At 71.5% G+C, this 23,701-nt stretch carries 17 protein-coding genes; 16 read left to right on the top strand and 1 reads right to left on the bottom strand.

What is annotated here, in order from left to right; translation table 11 throughout:
- Positions 1-125 precede the first annotated feature (125 nt).
- The 14 genes from V8690_RS14045 (at position 126) to V8690_RS13980 (ending at position 19,466) form a co-directional block, all read left to right on the top strand.
- Entirely contained in the window at positions 126-623 is a 498-nt protein-coding gene (locus V8690_RS14045) for a DUF2975 domain-containing protein (protein WP_338778894.1), read from the top strand.
- The gene (locus tag V8690_RS14040; RefSeq protein WP_003990215.1) at positions 623-853 is read left to right on the top strand and encodes a helix-turn-helix transcriptional regulator; all 231 of its coding nucleotides are present in this window, start codon (positions 623-625) and stop codon (positions 851-853) included. Before V8690_RS14045 ends, V8690_RS14040 begins: the two co-directional genes overlap by 1 nt.
- Positions 853-1,329, top strand: coding sequence for a GNAT family N-acetyltransferase (locus V8690_RS14035; protein WP_338778891.1), 477 nt, complete (start codon positions 853-855; stop codon positions 1,327-1,329). The genes V8690_RS14040 and V8690_RS14035 overlap by 1 nt, the downstream gene beginning before the upstream one ends.
- Before the next feature lie 148 nt (positions 1,330-1,477).
- Complete coding sequence (locus tag V8690_RS14030) at positions 1,478-2,605, top strand: hypothetical protein (protein WP_338778890.1); 1,128 nt, start codon at positions 1,478-1,480, stop codon at positions 2,603-2,605.
- Positions 2,606-2,653: 48 nt separating this feature from the next.
- Positions 2,654-3,436 carry a TIGR03936 family radical SAM-associated protein gene (locus V8690_RS14025; protein ID WP_338778888.1) on the top strand — a complete coding sequence of 261 codons (783 nt, stop codon included), beginning with the start codon at positions 2,654-2,656 and terminating at the stop codon, positions 3,434-3,436.
- Between the two features lie 259 nt (positions 3,437-3,695).
- Complete coding sequence (locus V8690_RS14020) at positions 3,696-7,931, top strand: Rne/Rng family ribonuclease (RefSeq protein WP_338778886.1); 4,236 nt, start codon at positions 3,696-3,698, stop codon at positions 7,929-7,931.
- A gap of 268 nt (positions 7,932-8,199) precedes the next feature.
- Positions 8,200-8,520 carry a 50S ribosomal protein L21 gene (gene rplU / locus V8690_RS14015; RefSeq protein WP_020269559.1) on the top strand — a complete coding sequence of 107 codons (321 nt, stop codon included), beginning with the start codon at positions 8,200-8,202 and terminating at the stop codon, positions 8,518-8,520.
- A gap of 14 nt (positions 8,521-8,534) precedes the next feature.
- Positions 8,535-8,789, top strand: a complete 255-nt coding sequence (gene rpmA, locus V8690_RS14010; protein WP_014672692.1) for a 50S ribosomal protein L27 — start codon at positions 8,535-8,537, stop codon at positions 8,787-8,789.
- 126 nt (positions 8,790-8,915) lie between these two features.
- Positions 8,916-10,352, top strand: coding sequence for a GTPase ObgE (obgE, locus tag V8690_RS14005; protein ID WP_338778873.1), 1,437 nt, complete (start codon positions 8,916-8,918; stop codon positions 10,350-10,352).
- A gap of 153 nt (positions 10,353-10,505) precedes the next feature.
- Positions 10,506-11,993, top strand: coding sequence for an FG-GAP-like repeat-containing protein (locus V8690_RS14000; RefSeq protein WP_338778872.1), 1,488 nt, complete (start codon positions 10,506-10,508; stop codon positions 11,991-11,993).
- Positions 11,994-12,161: 168 nt separating this feature from the next.
- On the top strand, positions 12,162-13,712 hold the full coding sequence (locus tag V8690_RS13995) for an alkaline phosphatase D family protein (RefSeq protein WP_338778871.1): 1,551 nt from the start codon (positions 12,162-12,164) through the stop codon (positions 13,710-13,712).
- A 568-nt stretch (positions 13,713-14,280) separates the two neighbouring features.
- Positions 14,281-15,774 carry a bifunctional cytidylyltransferase/SDR family oxidoreductase gene (locus tag V8690_RS13990; protein ID WP_338778869.1) on the top strand — a complete coding sequence of 498 codons (1,494 nt, stop codon included), beginning with the start codon at positions 14,281-14,283 and terminating at the stop codon, positions 15,772-15,774.
- A 203-nt stretch (positions 15,775-15,977) separates the two neighbouring features.
- Positions 15,978-18,059 carry a hypothetical protein gene (locus tag V8690_RS13985; protein WP_338785348.1) on the top strand — a complete coding sequence of 694 codons (2,082 nt, stop codon included), beginning with the start codon at positions 15,978-15,980 and terminating at the stop codon, positions 18,057-18,059.
- Positions 18,060-18,257: 198 nt separating this feature from the next.
- Positions 18,258-19,466 carry a glycosyltransferase family 2 protein gene (locus V8690_RS13980; protein WP_338778867.1) on the top strand — a complete coding sequence of 403 codons (1,209 nt, stop codon included), beginning with the start codon at positions 18,258-18,260 and terminating at the stop codon, positions 19,464-19,466.
- 75 nt (positions 19,467-19,541) lie between these two features.
- On the opposite strand, the gene V8690_RS13975 is transcribed toward V8690_RS13980, so the two are convergent.
- Positions 19,542-21,599: a hypothetical protein gene (locus V8690_RS13975; RefSeq protein ID WP_338778865.1), complete on the bottom strand. Its 2,058-nt coding sequence runs from the start codon at positions 21,597-21,599 to the stop codon at positions 19,542-19,544.
- Positions 21,600-21,894: 295 nt separating this feature from the next.
- Between V8690_RS13975 and proB the strand changes: the two genes are divergently transcribed.
- Positions 21,895-23,022 carry a glutamate 5-kinase gene (gene proB, locus V8690_RS13970; RefSeq protein WP_338778863.1) on the top strand — a complete coding sequence of 376 codons (1,128 nt, stop codon included), beginning with the start codon at positions 21,895-21,897 and terminating at the stop codon, positions 23,020-23,022.
- A 134-nt stretch (positions 23,023-23,156) separates the two neighbouring features.
- A complete protein-coding gene (locus tag V8690_RS13965; protein WP_338785347.1) occupies positions 23,157-23,615 on the top strand; it encodes a hypothetical protein in 459 nt (152 codons plus the stop codon).
- The last annotated feature ends 86 nt before the right edge of the window (positions 23,616-23,701 follow it).

Genomic DNA, 23,701 nt, shown 5'->3' with positions numbered 1-23,701 from the left:
CAGTTCAGAATGTGTGCTGGGGGAACCGCCGCGCCAACCCACTGCGAGCCTCTCCCGGAACGGCCACTTGCCTCGCCTATCGAGTCTCGATAGATTTCCATCGTGGCTCGATCGAAGGAGGGGCGATGGGGAAGTCGGCGGTGCTCGCGTTGCGTGTGGTGCTCGTGGTGCTGCTCGCCGGGTCGTTGTTCGTGCAGGGGGTGATGGTGCCGCTGCTGGCCGCCGATCTGGACGGTCTCAACGCGCATCACGCATACCTGCGCACCCCGCTCCTCGTGATCACGATCCTGGGTGTCGTGACGGCCCAGGTCGTCGTGGTCTGTGTGTGGCGGCTGGTGACGATGGTGCGCCGCGGGACGGTGTTCTCCACCGCCGCCTTCCGGTACGTGCACATCGTGATCGGCGCGTTCGTGGCGGCCGCCCTGCTGCTCTTCGCGCTCGCGGTCGTTCTCGCGCCGGGGGAGGCCGTCGCTCCGGGGGTGGTGCTGCTGCTGTGCGGGGTCGTCGTGGCCGTGCTGGGCGTCGCGCTGGTCGTGCTGGTGCTGCGGATGCTGCTCGCGCAGGCCGTCGCACGGGACATCGAGGCGGCCGAGATGCAGGCCGAGCTGGAAGAGGTCATCTGATGCCGATCGCCGTCGACATCGACGTGATGCTGGCCAAGCGGAAGATGTCCGTGGGTGAACTCGCGGAACGTGTCGGCATCACCCCGGCCAACCTCGCGGTCCTCAAGAACGGCCGCGCCAAGGCGGTCCGCTTCTCGACACTCGCCGCGCTCTGCGAGGTACTCGAATGTCAGCCGGGGGATCTGCTGCGCTGGGAGGCGGACGGGGCCGCCGACCGGACAATGCCCTGATGGAGAACATCAGTATTCGCCCGGCCCGGTCCGGCGAACTGGCGGCTGTGGCCGCACTTCGATGGGACTGGCTCGTCGAGAACGGCGGCGAGGACCTCGGCGATCGCGGGGAATTCGTGGGGCACTTCGTCGAATGGGCCCGGGACAACGCCGGGTCGCACCGGTGCATGGTGGTCGTGCGTGACGACCTGGTCGTCGGTATGGCCTGGCTGGCGGTGGTGCAGCGGGTACCCACGCCGCGGGCGCCGCGGCGGGCCTCCGGCGATCTCCAGTGCGTGTACGTCGTACCCGGGGCGCGCGACGGCGGGCTGGGCGGGCGGCTCATCCGGGCGGTTCTGGACGGGGCCCGGGAGCTCGGGCTGGAGCGGGTGACCGTGCACTCGACCCCGCGGGCGATCCCCGCGTACGCGCGGTGCGGCTTCCGGGAGTCGCCCCGGCTGCCGCACGCTCATGTCGCGCGCGCGACAGCCCTATGATCATGACGCGAGGTGGAGGATCCGCGGAAGAACGGGGCGGGGCTGTGCGGTCCTGGATCCGGACGGGGCGTTGAGGCGTCTACGACGGTATGGATCTGGAAAAGCCGGCCCAGAGGGCTCCGAGACGCGCGTCGATCTGCGGAAACGGGTGCCCGAACCGTCCGCGCCGCCGGTGCCTGACGCGGGGCCCGAGGGATGTCTCGCCGTCGCCATCCGGATTCCCGTGCGGATCGTCGTGCTCGTGCTGATCGTCCCCGTGCGGATGGTGTGGGACGCACTCGTCGTGGCCGGGCGGTTCCTCGACGACGTGCTGTTCCGGCCGCTGGGCCGGGCGTTGCTGTGGCTCGGGCGGGCGGTGTTCGTCTGGCCGTTCGTGGGGCTGTGGCGGTATGTCGTCGTGCCGGTCGCCAAGGCGCTCGGGTGGCTCGGGAACATGCTCCTCGTGGTGCCTCTGGTGTGGCTCCACGGGTACGTGCTGACGCCGGTGGGACACGCGATCGCCCGGGTCGCCACATGGGTCGCCAGGGGCGTCGGCGCCGTAGTCGGCTGGGTGTACTCGTACCTGCTCACGCCGGTCGGGCGTGCCGTGATGTGGGTGCTGAAGGGGCTCGGCGCCGTGCTCGCAGCGGTCGGGGCCGGCGTGTACACGGTCGTGGCGTGGCTCGTCCGGTATCTGGTCGTCGTACCGGTCGTGTGGCTGTACACGTGGGTGCTCGCGCCCGTCGGGCGGGCGATCGTCTCGTGCGGCAAGGGACTGGTGTGGCTGGTGAGCACGATCGCCACCGGCATCGGGACGGCTCTCTACTGGATCGCCCGGATCCTTCTCGTCCTGCCCGCGCTCGTCCTCTGGCGCTGGGTCCTCGCCCCGGTCGGAGGCGTCCTCGCCGTCATCGGGCGCGAGGTCAGGGACGCCCTCGGCCATGCCTGGCGCGTCGCCGGGCACATCTCGCTCGCGGTGGGGCGGTTCCTCGCGGCACTCTTCCGGTGGATCTTCGTCGAGCCGGTGCGGTGGGTGTACCGGAGCGTGCTGACGCCCGTCGGGCACGTCGTGCGGGACGCCGTCCTGCGGCCCGCCGCCGAGGCCGCCCGCAGTGTGGGACGGACCACGCGGCAGGCGCTGACCTCGGCCCGGGAGTCCGTGCGTCAGGCACGCGCCGACTTCCGGCGGATGCTCTTCGGCGAGCCGAGGCAGCCGCAGCCGGTCGACCGGAGGGAACCTTCCGGGCGCGAGGCACGTACTCTTGGTAGCAGTACGACCGCTCTCACGAAGGACTGAACGACACTGGGCAAGCGACAGCCCGAAGGCCCGCCGCCCGCACCCGCGGTGCAGCGCATCCGACTGCGCTACACCAAGCGCGGCCGCCTCCGGTTCACCAGCCACCGTGACTTCCAGCGCGCCTTCGAGCGTGCGTTGCGCCGTGCCGAGGTGCCGATGGCCTACTCGGCGGGCTTCACACCGCACCCGAAGGTGTCGTACGCCAATGCCGCACCCACCGGCACGGGCAGTGAGGCGGAGTACCTGGAGATCGCGCTCACCGAGGCGCGCGACCCGGAGCAGCTCAGGATCCTTCTCGACGAGTCGCTGCCCCCCGGGCTCGACATCGTCGAGGCGGTCGAGGCCCGCACCCCGGGCCTCGCCGACCGGCTGACGGCTTCCGTGTGGGAGCTGCGGCTGGACGGCGTGTCGCCGCAGGACGCCCGCCGAGCGGCGGACGCCTTCAACGCGGCCGAGACCGTCGAGGTCCAGCGCCTCGCCAAGAACGGGGTGCGTACCTTCGACGCCCGCTCCGCAGTCGTGAGCCTGGAGATCCGCGACCTCACAGAAACGCACAGTTCGCAGGCTGATAGGCCGACCGACCAGCCCTGTGCGATACTGCGGCTGGTTGTTCGGCACGTGACGCCTGCCGTACGACCCGACGACGTCCTGTCCGGTCTTAGCGCCGTGGCCGACCTGGCGCCGCCGGTCCCCGCAGCGGTGACCAGGCTGGCGCAGGGGCTGTTCGATGAAGAGACCGGCACGGTGACCGACCCGCTCGCGCCCGACCGCGAGGCAGCGGAGGCCCACTCAACGGCCGAACCGACTGCCGCCGCGACGGCGTCGGCGTAAGGAAGGTTCCGCGTAGGGACGGACGTCGTAGCGCCGCCCTCGGACTCGGGAGCCACCTGGGTCGGGCAGCGCACCGACCAGAAGACTTTCGCCAGGCCGTACGCATTCGGCGTACGGAACCGGCGAGACAGGACACAGAGAGCTCCCGTGCGGCGCCCGCGCCCCGGACGGCGGCGACGCGCACAACGCGAGCCGCGGACGTCACCGGCACAGCCGGACCAGGCGCGGCGCCCGGGAGCCTGACGGGAGAAAAGCCCGCATGCTCGGACCGACCGAACCCACAGAGTCCTCCACGGACTCCGAACAGAACACTCCCAGCGACACCCTGCCGCCTCGCCGGCGGCGCCGTGCCGCGTCCCGACCGGCGGGTCCGCCCGTCGGCGCCTCCTCCGACGCTCCGGTGGAAACCGTCGCGCCGGCCATACCGGCCGCGGAGCCCGATGACCTCGCGGCCGACGCCGTAGAGGCCGGCGAGGCCGAGGAGACCGTCGCGGCGGCGCAGGAGACTTCCGAGGCTGCCGAGAGCGCCGAGGAGGCCGCGCCTGCCACTCCCAAGCGGCGCCGTGTGGTTCGCCGTGCCGCCGCGCCCGCCGGGGCTCCGCAGTCCGCGGAGGCCGCCGAGACCGTGGTGCCGGTGACCGCTGGTGCTCCGGCCGCCACCGAGGCGTCGGAGCAGGACGAGGCCTCCGCCCCCGCCGCAGAGGTGTCCGAGGACGCCGCTCCCCGGCGCACCCGGCGTCGTGCGACGCGCACGGTGACCTCGCCTGCTGCGGCTCCGGCAGAGGCGGTGGAGACGGCGCCGGCTGCCGCCGCACAGGCCGAACCGAGTGCCGCTGAGCCCGCCACGGCCGGTGGGACCGCTGACGGCGCCGAGACCGCGGAGGCCGCCGAAGAGGCTGCTCCGCGCCGCGCCCGGCGGCGTGCCACACGACGGGTGACCGCGCCCACCGCAGTGCCTGCCGCGGCGGAAGCGGCGGAAGAAACCGCCGACGCGGGCCGGTCCGGCTCCGTCGCTACGACCGACGCGCCTGCCGAGGCCGCCGCCGTGTCCGGTGGGCCCGTCGAGGCCCCCGCCGGCTCGCCCGCCGAGGAGGCGAAGGCACCTGTGACCGATACCCCTGCCGCTGAGTCCGACCGAGCCCCGGAGGCCGCTGCCGCCGAGGCCTCCGCCGACGCCGCCGCCCGGGCTTCCGAGCCCGCCGAGGAGGCCGCTCCGCGGCGCCGTCGCCGGGTCGTCCGCCGGGCCGCCAGTGGTTTCGCCGAGCCCGCGCAGCCCTCGCGGGGCTCCCGGGCCTCGAAGCCCGCGCAGGCCGCCGATGGCGCGGCTGCCGGGGAGAGCGAGACGTCGGCGCGGCCCGCGCGGCCCGCCGTCGCCGTGTTCCAGGCGCCCGTGTTCACCGAGCCCCAGTTCCAGACGCCGGAGCGGGCCGCTGCCGCAGCCGCCGCCGAGGCGGTCGGTGCCGAGGAACCCGAGGACGCGGAGGAGTCCGCGCCGGCGGAGGTGCGGGAGGAGCAGCCCGGCGGGTCGCGCCGCCGGCGTCGTCGCCGGGGTGCCGGAGACGAGCCCGAGGCGCAGGCCACCGAGGCCCCCGCTGCCGAGAGTGCCGCCGCCGAGAGCGCCGTCGACGAGGCGGAGGAGCCCGAGGAGTCCGCCGAGGGCGAGGACCAGGACGACTCCGAGGGGCCCGGCTCGCGCCGTCGCCGCCGCCGGGGCGGCCGCCGCCGTCGGCGTGGTGAGTCCGCCGAGAGCGACGCAGAGGGCGGCGAGGGCACGGACGCCGAGTCCGAGCAGGCCACCGTCGCGCAGGACGACGAGGACACCGCGGAGCAGTCCGAGGAGGACCACGAGGAGTCCGACGAGGCCGCCGACCGTGACGAGTCGGGCGGTGGGGGAGGCTCCACCAGCAGCCGCCGGCGCCGTCGCCGCCGTCGTCGTGCCGGTGACACGGCGGCCGACGCCGCCGAGCCCTCCGAGGACGACCCGGAGCGCACGGTCGTCAAGGTCCGTGAGCCCCGCCCCAAGGCCGAGCCGTCCGACGAGGTGCAGTCCATCAAGGGCTCGACCCGTCTGGAGGCCAAGAAGCAGCGCCGCCGGGAGGGCCGCGAGCAGGGCCGTCGGCGTGTGCCGATCATCACCGAGGCCGAGTTCCTGGCCCGGCGCGAGGCCGTCGACCGCGTGATGGTCGTCCGCCAGCACGGGGACCGTACGCAGATCGGCGTCCTGGAGGACGGCGTGCTCGTCGAGCACTACGTCAACAAGGAGCAGTCGACCTCGTACGTCGGCAACGTCTACCTCGGCAAGGTTCAGAACGTGCTGCCGTCGATGGAGGCCGCCTTCATCGACATCGGCAAGGGCCGCAACGCCGTGCTGTACGCCGGCGAGGTCAACTTCGAGGCGCTCGGCATGGCCAACGGGCCGCGGCGCATCGAGTCCGCCCTGAAGTCCGGGCAGTCCGTGCTCGTCCAGGTGACGAAGGACCCCATCGGGCACAAGGGCGCCCGCCTGACCAGCCAGGTCTCCCTCCCCGGGCGTTACCTCGTGTACGTGCCCGAGGGCTCCATGACCGGCATCAGCCGCAAGCTGCCCGACACCGAGCGGGCCCGGCTGAAGACGATCCTCAAGAAGATCGTCCCCGAGGACGCGGGCGTCATCGTGCGCACCGCCGCCGAGGGCGCGAGCGAGGAAGAGCTGCGCCGGGACGTCGAGAGGCTCCAGCAGCAGTGGGAGGACATCCAGAAGAAGGCCAAGAACGGCAACGCCCCGACGCTGCTGTACGGCGAGCCGGACATGACCGTCCGGGTCGTGCGCGACATCTTCAACGAGGACTTCTCCAAGGTCGTCGTCAGCGGAAGCGACGCGTGGGAGACCATCCACGGGTACGTCTCGCACGTCGCGCCGGACCTCGCCGAGCGGCTCCAGAAGTGGACCTCCGAGGTCGACGTCTTCGCCACGTACCGGATCGACGAGCAGCTCGCCAAGGCGCTGGACCGCAAGGTGTGGCTGCCGAGCGGTGGTTCGCTGGTGATCGACCGGACCGAGGCGATGGTCGTCGTCGACGTCAACACCGGCAAGTTCACCGGCCAGGGCGGCAACCTCGAGGAGACCGTCACCAGGAACAACCTGGAGGCTGCCGAGGAGATCGTGCGCCAGCTGCGGCTGCGCGACCTCGGCGGCATCATCGTCATCGACTTCATCGACATGGTGCTGGAGTCCAACCGCGACCTGGTGCTGCGGCGACTGCTCGAATGCCTGGGCCGGGACCGTACGAAGCACCAGGTGGCCGAGGTGACCTCGCTGGGGCTCGTGCAGATGACCCGCAAGCGGGTCGGGCAGGGACTCCTGGAGTCCTTCTCCGAGACCTGCGTCCACTGCAACGGGCGCGGTGTCATCGTGCACATGGAGCAGCCGACCACCTCCGGCGGAGGCGGCGGCAAGCGCAAGAAGCGTGCGCGCGCCGGTGCCGCCGAGCAGCCGCACGTGCACGAGGCCGCCGTCGAGACCGTGGAGACCGTCGAGGAGGAGGCGGAGACCGAGGCCGAGGTCGGTGCCGAGATCGCCGAGCCGATCGCGCTGCCCGAGCCGGTCTTCGAGCCCGACGAGGAGCTGTACAGCAGCGCCGCCGAGGCGGAGGCCGCGGCCACGCGCGGACGGACGCGACGCCGGGCAAGCCGGCGGGCGTCGGCTCCGGCGGGTGCGCCGCGCGGTGAGACGGCGGAGCCGAAAGCCAGGCAGGACGGGAAGTCCCAGCAGGCCGAGGCCGTGGTGCCGACGGCTCAGGACGTGACCGCCGCCGATGAGGTCGCCCGCCCGGTGCAGCCGGAGGCGGCCGCCGAGGCACATGCCGAGCCGATGGCCGTGGAGGACCCGGTCGTCGAGGCCCCGGTCGCCGAGGAGGCCGCGCCCAAGGGCCGTGGCCGTCGGCGGGCGACGCGCAAGGTGTCCGCGCCGGCCGGTTCTCCGGCGGGGGCGGAGGCGGCCGTGGTGACGGTTTCCGAGACCGTGCCCGCCGCGTCCGAGGCCACGCGGACGCCCGAGCAGGCCGAACAGCCCGCGGCTGCCGAGGCGGTTACCGAGGCTCCCGCCGAGAGCGCCGCCCCGGCCCGTCCGCGGCGCCGGGCCGTGCGCAAGCCCACCGTGGCCACCGCGTCCGCGGAAGAGGCCGTCGTGGTCGTCCCGTCGGCCGCCGCGGAGGAGCCGGCGGCGTCGGTGGAACCGGCGGAAGCCGGTGCCCCTGCCGACGAGGCGGGCGAGGCCGCCGAGCCCGCCGAGGAGTCGGCCCCGGCCAAGAAGACGGCCCGCAAGACGGCCAAGAAGGCCACGGCGAAGAAGGCCGCCACCAAGAAGACCGCGGCGAAGAAGACCGCGGCCAAGAAGACGACGGCGAAGAAGGCGGCGAAGACCACCAAGACCGCCGCCAAGAAGACCACGTCGAAGAAGACCGTGGCGGCGGAGCAGTCCCGCTCCTCCGTCTCGGCCTCCACCGACGAGGACTGACCCGCCTCGACGTCCGCCGGGGCGTTCGCGAACCACGCGTACGCCCCGGCGGACGCGACCGGCGTGACCGGTCGCACAGGCGGCGGGCCCGGCTCGGTTTGACCCCCTCGGCCGCGGCCCCGTAACCTTGACCGTCGGCGTGTCGAATGACGCGTCACATCCCCGTAAACCTCATCCTCCGGGCGCCGGGCGCCCAGGAGAGGCCGCTCGTTGTGTCGGGCGGCTGGCCTGCGGGGGTGCCGTTTCCCGAGCGAGAGAGTGAGTCCGCGTGTACGCCATCGTGCGCAGCGGTGGCCGCCAGCACAAGGTTGCTGTCGGTGACATCGTTGAGGTTGACAAGATTTCCACTGCCCAGGTTGGCGACACGGTCGAGCTCTCGACCCTGCTCGTTGTCGACGGCGACGCCGTGACCAGCGACCCGTGGGTGCTGGCCGGCATCAAGGTCCAGGCCGAGGTCGTGGACCACCACAAGGGCCAGAAGATCGACATTCTGCGCTACAAGAACAAGACCGGTTACCGCCGTCGCCAGGGCCACCGCCAGCAGTACACGGCGATCAAGGTCACTGAGATCCCCACGGCTGCGAAGTAAGGGACTGAGGAGAAATGGCACACAAGAAGGGCGCATCGTCCACCCGGAACGGTCGCGACTCCAACGCCCAGCGGCTCGGCGTGAAGCGCTTCGGCGGTCAGGTCGTCAGCGCGGGTGAGATCCTGGTCCGTCAGCGCGGCACCCACTTCCACCCGGGCGCCGGCGTCGGCCGTGGCGGCGACGACACGCTGTTCGCCCTCCAGGCCGGTTCGGTGCAGTTCGGCACCCACCGTGGCCGCAAGGTCGTGAACATCGTTCCGGTCGCCTGACCGGAAGCTTTCGCGAGGCGGACCTCACTTCCCTCACGGGAAGCGGGTCCGCCTTTCGCGTGTTACGCAGAGAACAACCCCGTACAACCCGTACACAACGGCCGTACATCACTGGAGGCACCCACCATGACCACCTTCGTGGACCGCGTCGAGCTGCATGTCGCCGCGGGTAGCGGAGGTCACGGCTGTGCCTCCGTCCACCGCGAGAAGTTCAAGCCGCTGGGCGGGCCCGACGGCGGCAACGGCGGGCGCGGCGGGGACGTGATCCTCACCGTCGACCAGTCCGTCACCACGCTCCTCGACTACCACCACTCCCCGCACCGCAAGGCCACCAACGGCAAGCCCGGCGAGGGCGGCAACCGCTTCGGCAAGGACGGGCAGGACCTCGTCCTGCCGGTGCCGGACGGCACGGTGGTGCTCGACAAGGCGGGCAACGTCCTCGCCGACCTCGTCGGGCACGGCACGTCGTTCGTCGCCGCGCAGGGCGGCCGGGGCGGGCTCGGCAACGCGGCGCTGGCGTCCGCGCGCCGCAAGGCGCCCGGGTTCGCGCTGCTCGGCGAGCCGGGAGACGTGCGGGAAATCGTCCTGGAGCTGAAGACGGTCGCCGACGTGGCGCTCGTCGGGTATCCGAGCGCCGGCAAGTCGTCCCTGATCTCGGTGCTGAGCGCGGCCAAGCCGAAGATCGCCGACTACCCGTTCACCACGCTCGTGCCGAACCTCGGTGTCGTCACGGCCGGCTCGACGGTGTACACGATCGCCGACGTGCCCGGTCTGATCCCGGGAGCCAGCCAGGGCAAGGGCCTGGGCCTGGAGTTCCTGCGGCACGTGGAGCGGTGCAGTGTGCTCGTGCACGTCCTGGATGCCGCCACCCTGGAGTCGGACCGCGACCCGGTCTCCGACCTCGACGCCATCGAGGAGGAGCTGCGGCAGTACGGCGGCCTGGACAACCGCCCGCGGATCGTCGTCCTGAACAAGATCGACGTACCGGACGGCAAGGGCCTGGCCGAGATGGTGCGGCCCGACCTGGAGGCGCGCGGGTACCGCGTGTTCGAGGTGTCGGCCGTGGCACACATGGGGCTGAAGGAGCTGTCGTACGCGATCGCGGAGCTCGTGGCGAAGGCGCGGGCGGCGAAGCCGAAGGAGGAGGCCACGCGGATCGTGATCCGGCCGAAGGCCGTCGACGACACCGGTTTCACGGTGACGCGCGATGCGGACGGGCTGTTCCGGGTGCGCGGGGAAAAGCCCGAGCGCTGGGTGCGCCAGACCGACTTCAACAACGACGAGGCGGTCGGCTACCTGGCGGACCGGCTCAACCGGCTCGGGGTCGAGGAAGAGCTGATGAAGGCGGGCGCCCGGGGCGGCGACGGTGTCGCCATCGGTCCCGAGGAGAACGCCGTGGTCTTCGACTGGGAGCCGTCCGTGATGGCCGGGGCCGAGATGCTCGGCCGACGCGGTGAGGACCACCGGTTGGAGGAGGCGCGGCCGGCCGCGCAGCGCCGCAGGGACCGGCAGGCCGAGCGGGACGAGGCGCAGCGGGAGTTCGACGACTTCGAGCCGTTCTGAGCGTCCTGAGTTAACGGCAAGCAGATCCGCAACAAACTTCAAGGCAACCGAGTCGTTCTTCGGTGAGTCGTAGTGGGCGGCGTGCATGAGGATCTTGTTCCTCGTCGCACCGCAACTGCCCAGCGACTCATCGGAGTTCCCGTGTCCCAGTCCATGAGCAAGCGCAGGATCGGCCGAGGAGCCGCAGTGGCGGCGGTCGTCGCGGCCGTCACCGCCCCGGTGGCCGCACAGGCCGCCGACGCGGCCCCCACGACCCCGGCCGGCGCGGCGAGGCTCCACGACGACTTCAACGGCGACGGCTACTCCGACCTCGCCGTGGCCGCCCCGGCCGCGACCGTCGGCGGGAAGAAGGGCGCCGGATACGTCGCCGTGGTCTACGGCTCGCGGAACGGGCTGGACGCGACGAAGAGGCAGGTGTTCAGCCAGAGCACGGCCGGCGTGCCCGGCAGCCCCGAGACGGACGACGCGTTCGGCAGCGCGCTCACCACCGCCGACCTCGACCGCGACGGGTACGCGGACCTGGTGGTCGGCGTGGGAAGCGAGGACACGGCCGACGGCGGTGCGGAGTCCGGGCTGGTCGAGGTCCTGTGGGGCGGTACGAAGGGCCTGTCCGGCGGGGCCGTCCTGGCCACCGGGAAGACCTACGACCGGCTCGGCCGCCAGGGGCGCCTGACCGTCGGGGACGTCGACGGCGACGGCGCCGAGGACCTGGTGACCGTGCAGGACCAGTGCAACCTGCGCGTGCTGAAAGGCCCGTTCGCCCGGGACGGCTCCACGGCCCACGGCGAGCAGCTCGTGACGGACGAGTTCGACAGCCGCGTCCTCGACCTGGCCACCGGCGACGTCAACGGCGACGGTGTCACGGACGTGGCCGCCACCGGGACCGACGGCGACGAGTTCGACGCCCGCCGGGTCGTGTACTGGCCGGGCACCGAGCAGGGGCTCACGCCGTACACCACCGTGCGGGGCGGCGACGGCTACCGGCTCCAGGGCGGCGAGAACCTCGACATCGGGGACGTCGACCGGGACGGCTACGACGACATTGTGGTCGGCCGGGCCGTCGACGGGTACGACAGCGACCTCGACACCCCCGTCGCCAAGGGCGGCCGGGTCACCTGGATCCCGGGCGGCCCGGCCGGGCCCGACGGTGTGAAGGCCAGGTTCCTCAACCAGGACGGCCCCGGCGTGCCCGGGAGCGCCGAGGCGGGCGACGGCTTCGGTACCGACGTCCGGGTCGCCGACGTCAACGGCGACGGATACCCGGACGTGGCGACCGGGCTGCCCGGTGAGGACCTGGGCGGTGTGGCCGACGCGGGAGCCGTCGTCGTGTTGCCCGGCACCGCGCGCGGGCTCACCGGCACCGGCGCCCAGGTGGTCACGCAGAACACGCCCGACGTGCCGGGCACCCCCGAGAAGAACGACGCCTTCGGCAGGGCCGTCCACCTCGCCGACGCCGACCACGACGGCCTGGCCGACCTGGCGGCGGGCGCGCCGGGGGAGAACGGCAACGCCGGGTCCGTGTGGTACTTCAGGTCCGCCCCGGCAACCGTCGTGAGCCCCGGCGCCACCACGACCTTTGGCAACACGCTCCTCGGCACCACCGCCACCCAGGCCCGGCTCGGCACCGTCTTCGCTGACTGATCACCTGTCAGACCCGCCCCGGCAACGGCTTGTTCCAGCGCTGGTGGCGGGTCTCCCTTTGGCTGCTTAGTTGTCATGTACGTGAACCCCGGCGTTCAGCGGGCGGACCGCCTGCGAGCGTGAAGCTTCCCAGTGTCCAAGTGGCCAGCGAGGTAAGGGAGTCAGCCGATGACCGGAGCAGTATCCCCCGACCGACGCCGCTTTCTGACCGCCGGTGCCGCGGTCCTCGGTGCCGCGGCCTCCGCCCAGCTGTGGCTTCCGGCCACCGCCCGCGGGGCCGAGACACCGCTGCCCGACGGCGTGTTCAGCCTCGGTGTCGCCTCCGGGGATCCGCTGCCGGACGGCATCGTGCTGTGGACCCGGCTCGCCCCGGACCCGCTGAACGGCGGAGGCATGCCCGACCGGGTGGTGCCGGTGGAGTGGCAGCTCGCGGAGGACCAGCGGTTCAGAAAGGTCGTCCGCCGGGGCACCGCCCAGGCCCGGCCCGAGTACGGGCACAGCGTTCACGTGGACGTACGCGGGCTGCGCCCGGACCGCAGGTACTGGTACCGCTTCCGCACCAGCGGGCAGCTCTCGCCCGTCGGCCGCACCCGTACCGCGCCCCACCCCTACAGCTCCGGCGGCTCCCTGCGTATGGCGCTGGCCTCCTGCCAGAACTGGCAGCACGGCTATTTCACGCCGTACGCCGACATGCTCGACCAGGACCCGGACGTCGTGGTGTTCGTCGGCGACTACATCTACGAGTCCACGCCGTCGGCGACGGGCGTACGACGCCACGAGGGGACCGGTGAGCCGTTCAGCCTCGCCCAGTACCGCAACCGGTACGCCCAGTACCGCACCGACGCCGACCTCGCGGACATGCACGCGAACGCGCCCTTCGTGGTGAGCTTCGACGACCACGAGGTGGACAACGACTTCGCCGGCGAGATCCCGCAGGATCCGGACAAGCAGCCGCACGACGCGTTCGTGGCCCGGCTGACCGCGGCCTACCAGGCGTTCTACGAGCACATGCCGGTCCGTGCGACCGCCGTCCCGAACGGACCGCACATCCGGATGTACCGCCGCCTGGAGTTCGGCCGGCTGGCCCGCCTGAACGTCCTGGACACCCGGCAGTACCGCAGCGACCAGGCCAAGAGCCAGGCCGGTGCCCAGGACCCGTCCCTGACCATGCTGGGCGCGCGGCAGAAGCAGTGGCTGCTGAACGGGCTTCAGGACTCGCCGGCCCGCTGGAACCTGATCGCCTCGCAGATCATGATGGCCGAGACGGACCTCAAGGTCGGCGAGGGCAAGCTCTGGTTCTACGACGCCTGGGACGGCTACCAGGCCGAGCGCAACCGGTTCCTGAAGGAGTTCAAGCAGGTCCGCAACCCCGTCGTGCTCTCCGGTGACCGGCATCTGACGATGATCAGCGACCTCAAGGAGGACTACGCCGATCCGGACTCGACGGTTGTCGGCGCCGAGTTCGTCGGCACCTCCATCTCCAGCAACGGCGACCAGGACCAGGCGGCCTTCCGCAGGGAGTGGGACCCGCGGCGCCCGGACAACCCGCACTGGAAGCTGCTCGACGCCCACCGCGGCTACCACCTCTTCGACGTCCGCCGCGACGGCATCGACGCGCAGGTGAGGGTGGTCGACACCGTGCGGCAGCCGACGTCGACGCCGAGCACGCTGGCCAAGCTGCGGGTCGAGGCGGGCCGCCCGGGAGTCGAGGTCGTCTGACCCGACCCCTGACGCACGCGTGAGCCCGGGACTCCTCGGAGTCCCGGGCTCTTCGTCGTGCGGGACGGGTGAACCGTGTGAGAAGTCCGACCCGGCTTCCGGCGTATTGCTCTCGCCGAGACCGAAATGCTGCGGAATCTTGACCGGGAATTCCGCGGCAATGAGCTGCCGGGCAAGCCGTATTCGCGGTCAGGCACATGAAGAACGCGTGCAGCCCCGCGCCCCGGGACGTGAAGATCCGCACACCACGGCCGCGCAGCCCGCCGCCGTGAGCGGCCGGATCGGTGGGGCACCGCCAAAGCGCGTACCGTGCAGCAGACATCGTCCAAGGAACTCGTGAAGGTCCTCGGTCACCGCTGTCTCAGGCGGCTCCGACGTCGCTGAGCATCTGTGGAGTTACTCACAGCGCATTTACCCGAGGGTCGCGGAACCGTCTCACCAATCACCAGGAGTGGGAGGTGAATGACAGGTTGCGCGCACATATGCGGCAGAGGTCGCTCACCTTGCACTGCGGTAACCACAAGTGGGACCATTTCCAAGTTCCCTGTCGCCCCAAGGTAGGTCACCTGTGTCCCAGCACATAGCCAAGCCCCGTACCACCGCAGTGATCCTGGCCGGTGGCACCGGTCAGCGCGTGGGTCTGTCGATCCCCAAGCAGCTGCTGAAGATCGCCGGCAAGGCAGTCATCGAGCACACCCTGACCACCTTCGAGAACGCCGACTCGATCGACGACATCATCGTGCTGATGGCGCCGGGCTATGTGCCCGACATTGAGAAGATTGTCGCGAAGGCCGGATTCAAGAAGGTCTCGAAGATCATCGAGGGCGGCTCGACGCGGAACGAGACCACCGAGCGCGCCATCGCCGCGCTGGGCGAGGGCCTGGCCGAGGGCGAGGACGCCAACGTCCTCTTCCACGACGCCGTGCGCCCCCTGCTGTCGCAGCGCGTCATCGACGACTGCGTCGCCGCGCTGGAGCGCTACCAGGCCGTCGACGTGGCCATCCCCTCAGCCGACACCATCATCGTCACGCGCACGCACGGCGAGGACGGCGAGTTCATCACCGAGATCCCGGACCGCTCCCGGCTGCGCCGCGGCCAGACCCCGCAGGCCTTCAAGCTGTCCACGATCAGGCGGGCCTACGAGGTCGCCGCCGGCGACCCCAACTTCCAGGCCACCGACGACTGCTCCGTGGTGCTCAAGTACCTGCCGGACGTGCCGATCCACGTCGTCGCGGGTGACGAGTACAACATGAAGGTCACCCAGCCCGTCGACGTCTTCATCGCCGACAAGCTCTTCCAGCTCGCCTCCACGGCCGCGCCCGAGCAGGTCTCCGAGGAGGCCTACCGCGAGCTGCTGACCGGCAAGACGGTCGTCGTCTTCGGCGGCTCCTACGGCATCGGCAAGGACATCGCCGAGCTCGCCGAGTCCTACGGCGCCAAGGTCTACGCGCTGGGCCGCTCCACCACCGGCACCCACGTGGAGAACCCGGAGGAGGTCGACGACGCCCTGTCCAAGGCGTACGCCGAGACCGGCCGCATCGACTACGTGGTCAACACCGCCGGCGTGCTGCGCATCGGCAAGCTCGCCGAGACCGACAACGCCACCATCGAGGAGGCGCTGAAGGTCAACTACCTGGCCCCGGTGCAGATCGCCCGTTCTTCGTACAAGTACCTGTCCGAGACCAAGGGCCAGTTGCTGCTGTACACCTCCAGCAGCTACACCCGGGGTCGCGCCGAGTACAGCCTGTACTCCTCGACCAAGGCCGCCATGGTGAACCTCACCCAGGCTTTGTCCGACGAGTGGGCCGGCGACGGCGTCCGCGTCAACTGCATCAACCCCGAGCGCACCGCCACCCCGATGCGCACCAAGGCCTTCGGCCAGGAGCCGGCCTCGCTGCTGTCCTCCGAGGCCGTGGCCCGCACCTCGCTCGACGTGCTGCTGTCCGAGCTGACCGGCCACGTCATCGACGTCCGCCAGCAGGACCCGACCGCCGGTGCGGCCCGCGCCTCCGGCTTCGAGCAGGCGCTGGCCTCGGTGCTGGACCGGCAGGACGGCGTGTAATAATTGGCGCCACATAGACTTCAGTAATTCAGGCCTCTGCGCCCTCCTGTTAACGCGGTTCGTCAACAGGGGTGTTCGCAGGGGCCTGAATCCATCCCGTCCCGCGAATATTCACAGACCAGCCGCATTCTCGAACCAAGACCGGCACACCCCTCCCAAGAGCAGGTTTCTCCGTGATATCCACCGCTATTCGCGTCGCCCGGGTGGGCAGTGCGGCCGAGCTGGCCGCGGCGGTCCTCATGGTGGCGGGCTTCCCCGCCCTCATGCTGGCCGCGCTCGTCCCGAGCGTCCCCGCCTTCGCGGCAGCGGCCGCCGTGACGTACCTGGCGGACCACTATCTGCACCGCAAGGGCAGCTACCTGATCAACCGCCTCGGCAAGGTCCGGGCCGGTCTGTCGATCCGCTTCCTGATCCGGCAGCTGCTGCTCGTCCTGCTGCTGGCCCGGCTGTCCCTCGCGGACAACCTGATCTACTACGGGGCGATCGCCTGCTTCATCGCCTTCTACGGTCTCCAGGCCCCGCACGGCGCGCTGGTCCAGCTCATCCGCAACCGCCGCCGCATGCCGGTCGCCACCCGCAACGTCGACCTGAAGTCCCGCATCCGCATCCCGGACGCCCCGCCGCGCCGGCTGCTGCACCGCTCCGCCGAGAAGATGCTGCACCTCGACCTCTTCGCGGTCGCCGGCATCCTGCTCGCCGCGCAGGTGATGTCGGCCCTCGTCGGCTTCGTCGGCATCGGCATCACGGTGGCGGCCGCCTCCCTGTACGTCCTGGCGCTCATGCCGTACGTGCGCGGCCGGAAGATCCCGCCGAACGCCGAGAAGGTGCTGGCCGCCGTCGACGACTGGCTGAGCGAGTACAAGCCGGAGACGGTCCTGTACTTCTCCGGTTCGAAGGACTCCGCGTACCAGGTCAACATGTGGCTGGACACCATGGAGAACCTGGACTCCAAGCCGCTGATCATCCTGCGTGAGCGGGCCATCCTCAACAACCTGGCGCCGACCACGGTCCCCGTCATCTGCGTGCCCGGAGGGGTGCACCTGATGAACATGGACCTGTCCACGGTGCGGGTCGCGCTCTACGCGGCGAACGTCGGCAAGAACATCCACATGCTGCGCGTGCCCACCATGAAGCACGTCTTCATCGGCCACGGCGACAGCGACAAGCTCGCCAGCGTCAACCCGTTCAGCAAGGTCTACGACGAGGTGTGGACGGCCGGCCGCGCGGGCCGCGACCGCTACGCCATCGCCGACGTCGGTGTCCGCGACGAGGACATCGTCGAGGTCGGCCGCCCGCAGCTGGCCCCGATCCAGACCTGGCAGGGCGTCCCCGAGGGACGCATCCCGACCGTCCTGTACGCCCCCACCTGGGAGGGCTGGGACGACAACCCCGGCAACACCTCGATCCTGCTGGCCGGCGAGAACATCGTGCGCAGGCTGATCACGGCCGACCCGCCGGTCCGCGTCCTGTACAAGCCGCACCCGTTCACCGGCACGCGCAGCAAGGAGGCCAAGGCCGCCCACCAGCGCATCACCGCCCTGGTGCAGAAGGCCGCCGCCGAGCGGGCCGCCGACTCGCGCTTCGTCACCGACAGCGCTGCCCAGGCACAGGCCAAGACCGAGCTGGCCCGGATCGAGGCCCGGATCGCCCAGCTGGTCGGCACCGGCGGCGACAAGGGTCGCGACGAGGCCGAGGCCACCCGTGACGGGCAGGTCGACGTCGCCCGGCACGAGGAGGTCGCCCGGCTGCGCGCCGAGTGGAACGACGCCTACTGGCGCTCCTTCCCCAGCTGGGAGCACCGCGTCATCACCGGCGCCGAGCCGCGGCTGTACGACTGCTTCAACGTCTCGGACGCGATGGTCTCCGACATCTCAAGCGTGGTCTCCGACTTCATCGCGAGCGGCAAGCCGTACGCGGTCACCGACTCCGCGGAGCTGGGTGCCGAGGAGTTCAAGCGGAACAACACGGCGGTGCGTGCCGCGGTGATCCTGTCCAACAGCGCGGCCGAGCTGGGCGAGCTGCTCGGCGCGGTGCGCGACCCGGCCGCCGATCCGCTGGCCGAGGACCGCAAGGAGCTCAAGCAGTACCTGCTGGGCCCGGACGAGCCGGCCTCCATCGACCAGTTCAACACCGCCGTCTCGAACCTCGCGATCAAGGCCGAGACGCGCAACGTCGGCCAGGAGTCACGGATCGCGGCCGCCCCCGCCGATGCGGAACTGGCGAACGCCGTGCCCGGGCAGCGGGTGTCCTCCGCCGGTGACACGGACGGCGTCAGTACGGGCTGAGCCGCCCGCTTCAGAGTTCGGCCCCCGAGGAACGTTCCTCGGGGGCCGAACTCTTTCTCGTTCCCGCTTCCTGTCGGCTCTCTATGTGATGTGCCCCACTAATACGCGCGTTTGAGGCAACCGCTTGTCTCGATCACTCGTCTACCAAGTAGCGAATGAGGCGATACGGGGGGAATATCCCATTGACTAGGGGGAAACGTGACCGTTGCGCAGCCTGATGTGAGCGTGATCATCGGGGCGTACGAAGCGATGCCGTACCTGATCGAGTGCCTCTCGTCCATCGAGGCACAGACAATCGATCCGGAGCGGATCGAGGTCATCGCCGTGGACGACGGATCGACGGACGGCACGGGTGAGTACCTGGAGGAGTTCGCCGAGCGCGCTCCCATGCACGTCCTGGTGATCCGGCAGGAGAACTCCGGCGGCCCCAGCGGCCCGCGCAACGTCGGTCTGGGCAAGGCGACCGGGCGTTACGTCTTCTTCCTCGACGCCGACGACCGGCTGGGCCCCGAGGCCCTGGAGCGGATGGTCGGTATGGCCGACCGCGCCGGGACGGACGTCGTCCTCGGCAAGGTCGAGGGCGTCAACCGCACGGCGCCGAAGTCCATGTGGGGCAAGACGGTGGAGCGCACGGACGTCTTCTCGTCCAACATCAAGTTCACGCTCAGCGCGCAGAAGCTGTTCCGCCGCGAGCTGCTCGACCGGCACGGCATGCGGTTCGACGAGTCCCTGTTCACCGGCGAGGACGCGCTGTTCACGATGGAGGCGTACCTGCGGGCGGACGGCGTCTCCGTGGTCGCCGACCCCACCTGCTACTACCTGGTGGGCCGAGACGACGGCAAGCACGTGACCAAGAGCGGCAGCTACACGCTGCGCTTCGACTCCGCGCGGGCCCTGATGAACCTCATCGCCGAGCACGTCCCCGCGGGCGGCCGGCGCGACCAGCTGATGGTCCGGCCGTTCCTCGTCACGCTGCTGCCGCAGTTCGGGCCCAAGTACCTGACGGACAGCGAGGAGATACGCCGGCACAAGTTCGAGCTGGCCAAGCCGCTGATGGACGCGTACTGGACCGAGGGCGTCGCCCAGCGCCTCAAGGTCCACGAGCGGCTGCGGCTGCATCTGGTCGCCGAGCAGCGTCCCGAACTGCTGCTGGACGTCGTCAAGTTCGTCAAGGCCAAGAAGCAGGCGGCCGCCCTCCTGGAGAAGAAGGGCCGCCGCGTCTACCTGGCCTATCCGCACTTCCGCGACCGCGCCGCGGGCATCCCCGACTCGGTGTACCTCGCCGAGCCGCGCGAGGCCCGCGCCTTCCCGGGGTACCGCGAGGGCGGCGTCGACACGTTCGTACGCCGGGCGGTGCGCAAGGCGCGGCGAGTGCTGACCTCGCGTGAGGTGCGGCCGGCGGCGTGAACGCGGGCGCGGGGCCGGTGGGGCGGTCGCCCACGGCCCCGCGGTTGTTCCTCGGTCGGTTCGTCGTGCTGTCCGCTAGCGCGGTGCGGCCGTCGGCAGGCCCGCCCCGTCGCCCGCCGGCTCCGTGCGCTGGCCGGGCAGTTCCGCCGTCAGGCGCTCCGCCACCCGTGCCCGGTGGGCCCGGGCCTGCGCGCACAGTGCCTGTACGGCCGCGTTGAAGCGCTCCTGCGACGGTGGCTCGGCCGGGCCCAGCAGGCGCAGCTTCAACGCGGCACGTGCCTCGGCCAGGTCGTCCTTCTCCGGGTGCCGGACCGTCTCCAGCAGCTCCGGCACCCCGGCCGCGTCCGGCGTCAGCACGGTCGCCGCCGCCACCGTCGGGAACGCCGTACGGAAGGCCTCTTCGGGCAGCCCGCAGGTGTTCGCCACCGCGTACGGCTTCTCGCTCGCCAGAAAATCGCTGATCACGCTCGACACGTCACTGATCAGCAGGTCGGCCACGTTGAAGCAGGAGTACAGCGCGGGCCGGGCGTCCGTGATGATCTGGTGTTCGCCCTCCGGCAGCGAGGCCCAGTACGCCTCATCCCAGGCCGCCGTCGCCCGTGCCACCGCCTCCGCCCGGCCCGGCTCCGGCGCCGACTGCACCCGCATCCGCTCCACCGTGTCGGCCCCGGCCCGGAAGACGGCCGTGGTGAGCCGGTCCAGTTCCGCGGTGAGACGGGCGAGTCCGGCACTGCCCGTGGGGCGACGCGTCCCCGTCCGCTCCCGGTTGGCCGCCCGGATCAGCTCCCGGATGCGCAGATCGGCCGCGCCCGCGCGCGGGTCCACCGACCCCGTCAGCGGATGCGGCTTGTACAGCAGCCGCACGCCCGGGTCCGCGAGCAGCGCCCGCACCAGGTTCTCCCCGGCCGCGATCACCGACGTGTTGCCGGGGTTGCCGTCCCAGCCCTCCCAGGTCGGCGCGTACAGCACGGTCGTGTACGTCCCCGTCGGCGGACCGGCGTACGGCCGTACGGCGTCCAGCTGCGGACGGCCGGTCTCCACCACGTCCTTGTCCTCGACGCCCACCTCGGCCAGCGCGTACCGCTCGCGGGCGGCGGGCCCGGCCACCCAGACCTCGTCGTACGCCTTCGCGTACGGGTTGCAGGAGGACAGCTTGTCGCTCTCGCCGTGGTTGACGAAGGTGTGCCTGATCGTGGGGATACGCAGCACCTGGGAGGTCTTGCCGGAGTTCGACGGGTGGATCAGGACCTGGAGCGTGGAGTGCTCCAGCCGCATCAGCGTGGACACCTTCGGCAGGCACACGATCGGGATGTCCGTCGCCGCGATCTTCTGCACCATGAACCGCTCGCGCAGCACGATGACCGGCCTCCCGTCGAGCCCCGCGAGCGGCTCCAGCCACATGTTCGCCTGATAGGCCGAGGAGGCACCGCCGGAGAAGTACAGGCCCACGGTCGGCCGGTACTCCGCCAGCCACGCGTCGAACCAGTCGAGCACCTCCTGCTCGCCGGCCGGGCGGCGTCCCGGCAGCAGCCGGAACAGCAGCGCGCCGAGGCCGGTCAGCGCGAGCGCGAGGGAGAGCGCGATGCCCGCGGCCGCGTACACCGGCTCGTCGCCCGGCGCGGCGGCCAGCAGCCCGGCCGTCGCCGGCAGGCCGAACACCAGCAGCCGGTGGCCGGGGCGGCGCAGCAGCACGGGCGGGGCCGGGGACAGCCGCAGTGCCGAGGCGTCGATGTTCCGGGTCACCACCGGCAGGGTGCGGGTCCGGCGCACCAGGACGGAGACCGCCTGGATCGCGCAGTGCAGCACGTAGAAGGCGAGCAGCCCGGCCACGAGCGCGGCGTACACCGTCTCCCTGTCCTGCTCGCCGAGCCGTAGCAGGGCCACGACCAGCAACAGGTCCCGCAGGACGTGCCGCACGGTGATGTCCGCGTGCGACTTGGCGAACAGCGACAGCACCCCGCGCTGCCACCGGTACAGGGCGGCCTCGGTCGCCAGGGAGACGGTGGTCGCGGCGAGCAGCAGCGGCACGTGGGGCAGCAGCGCCGCGATCGCCTGAGCGGCGAACGCGGCGGCCAGGACGATGGTGACCAGCCCCTTCAGCAGGGCCGGTGGGCGGGGGAGAGGTAGGGGCACTGCGGTCACTCCAGGAGCGTCGGGTCGGCGCAGGTCGGCCGCCCGGGTTAACGCGCGGCGACCTCCCGACGACACGCGCGTGTCGTCGGTGCGTAGAGGCGGATGCCGTCCGTCGTGCCGTCGGACCGTAGCGGAAGATTGCCTTCCTGTCGCGGGATGGGACCGGAGAAGGGTGACTGCCGTCCCGTGACGCGGGCGGCACCGTCCGTAGCGTGGACCGGCGCCGCGCTCCGTCCGCCCGTCCCGTAGATTTCCTGGTGAGCGACCGAATCGACGCAAGGGGACGGACGGCGACGTGGCAGGGGCAAGGCAGGCCGCGGGCGAGGCCCGCAGGATCGTCGTCAAGGTCGGGTCCTCCTCGCTGACCACCGCCTCGGGCGGCCTGGACGCGGACCGCGTGGACGCGCTGGTCGACGTGCTCGCCAAGGTCCGCAGCGGCGGCGAGCGTGAAATCGTCCTGGTCTCCTCCGGCGCCATCGCGGCCGGCCTCGCCCCGCTGGGTCTGCGCCGCCGCCCCAAGGACCTCGCCCGGCAGCAGGCCGCCGCCAGCGTCGGCCAGGGCCTGCTGGTCGCCCGCTACACCGCCTCCTTCGCCCGCTACGGCGTCCGCGTCGGCCAGGTGCTCCTGACCTCCGACGACATGAGCCGCCGCGCCCACCACCGCAACGCCTCCCGCACCCTCGACAAGCTGCTCGCGATGGGCGCCTTCCCGATCGTCAACGAGAACGACACCGTCGCCACGGACGAGATCCGCTTCGGCGACAACGACCGGCTCGCCGCCCTCGTCGCCCACCTCGTCCACGCCGATCTCCTGGTCCTGCTGTCCGACGTGGACGGCGTCTACGACGGCGACCCCGGCAAGCCCGGCACCTCCCGTATCGCCGAGGTGCGCGACCCGTCCGACCTCGCGGGCGTCGAGATCGGCAGCGCGGGCAAGGCGGGTGTCGGCACCGGCGGCATGGTCACCAAGGTCGAGGCCGCCCGGATCGCAGCCGCCGCCGGCGTCCCCGTCGTGCTCACCAGCGCCGTCCACGCGGCCGACGCGCTGACCGGCCAGGACACCGGCACCTACTTCCACCCCACCGGCAAGCGCTCCGCCGACCGGCTGCTGTGGCTCCAGCACGCCTCCGCCCCGCAGGGCGCCCTCACCCTGGACGACGGCGCCGTCGAGGCCGTCGTGGAGCGCCGCAAGTCGCTGCTGCCCGCCGGGATCGCCGCCGTCGAGGGCGAGTTCAGCGCCGGCGACCCGGTCGAGCTGCGGGACGCCGCGGGGCGCGCCGTGGCCCGTGGGCTCGTCAGCTTCGACGCCAAGGAGATCCCCCGGCTGATCGGCCGCTCGACCCGCGAACTGGCTCGCGAACTCGGACCCGCGTACGAACGCGAGGTCGTACACAGGGACGACCTGGTGCTCCTGCACCCGTAATGTGTCGAAACCTCCGCCCCCGGTGGTGGACGTTCCGCAAAACCGCCACGCGATCCCTTGCGGCCTGCTCAACTTTGTCTCGGGGACATATTCCGCAGCAGCGCCACTGTGCAAAGGAGGCCGTCGTGAGACGAGTGCGCCCTGGGGCCGCGGCGTCCCGTGGTGGTGCCGGCTCCCGCGCGGCCGGTGAGGAGCGGGCCCTGACGAGCGTGGCGGCCGGGGACCGTTTCGAGGGCGAGGAGCCCGGTGACACCCCGCGCCTGTGGCACGTCACCCTCAGCGTCTCCGGCAAGGAGGCCCCGCTCCCCGAGGTCCGGCGCGCCCTGGAGCAGCTCGCCCACGACCATCCCTTCCTCCTGACCAGCCGGTACGCGGTCGACCACGCGGAGATCCGCTACTGGGAGGAGGCCCGCGACCTGCACGACGCGGCCGCCGTCGCCCTGCGCCTGTGGGGCGAGCACCGGCAGACCGCCGGGCTGCCGCCCTGGGAGATCGTCGGCCTGGAGGTCGTCGACCGCGCGACCTACCACCAGCGCATCACCGAGGGGTACGGGTCGCCGCCGGCGTCGCCGGTCGGAGTCCATCCCTTTTGACGCGGTCCGGCAGCCCTCTCGGGAAGCGTCTCGAGAAGTGTCTCGGGGTGTGGAACGGGCGGTGAACGGTCCCGCCCGGCGCACTA

The sequence above is a fragment of the Streptomyces sp. DG1A-41 genome (genome assembly GCF_037055355.1).
Lineage (GTDB): Bacteria > Actinomycetota > Actinomycetes > Streptomycetales > Streptomycetaceae > Streptomyces.
The sequence above is the reverse complement of the archived record's forward strand: the minus strand, read 5'-3'. Positions and strand labels throughout refer to the sequence as shown.

Excerpts from the sequence above, each read along its gene's own strand:
- rpmA (WP_014672692.1), top strand. The coding sequence starts at position 8,535 with ATGGCACACAAGAAGGGCGCATCGTCCACCCGGAACGGTCGCGACTCC.
- V8690_RS14045 (WP_338778894.1), top strand. The coding sequence starts at position 126 with ATGGGGAAGTCGGCGGTGCTCGCGTTGCGTGTGGTGCTCGTGGTGCTG.
- V8690_RS14000 (WP_338778872.1), top strand. The coding sequence starts at position 10,506 with ATGAGCAAGCGCAGGATCGGCCGAGGAGCCGCAGTGGCGGCGGTCGTC.
- V8690_RS14040 (WP_003990215.1), top strand. The coding sequence starts at position 623 with ATGCCGATCGCCGTCGACATCGACGTGATGCTGGCCAAGCGGAAGATG.
- V8690_RS14035 (WP_338778891.1), top strand. The coding sequence starts at position 853 with ATGGAGAACATCAGTATTCGCCCGGCCCGGTCCGGCGAACTGGCGGCT.
- V8690_RS14020 (WP_338778886.1), top strand. The coding sequence starts at position 3,696 with ATGCTCGGACCGACCGAACCCACAGAGTCCTCCACGGACTCCGAACAG.
- obgE (WP_338778873.1), top strand. The coding sequence starts at position 8,916 with ATGACCACCTTCGTGGACCGCGTCGAGCTGCATGTCGCCGCGGGTAGC.
- V8690_RS13995 (WP_338778871.1), top strand. The coding sequence starts at position 12,162 with ATGACCGGAGCAGTATCCCCCGACCGACGCCGCTTTCTGACCGCCGGT.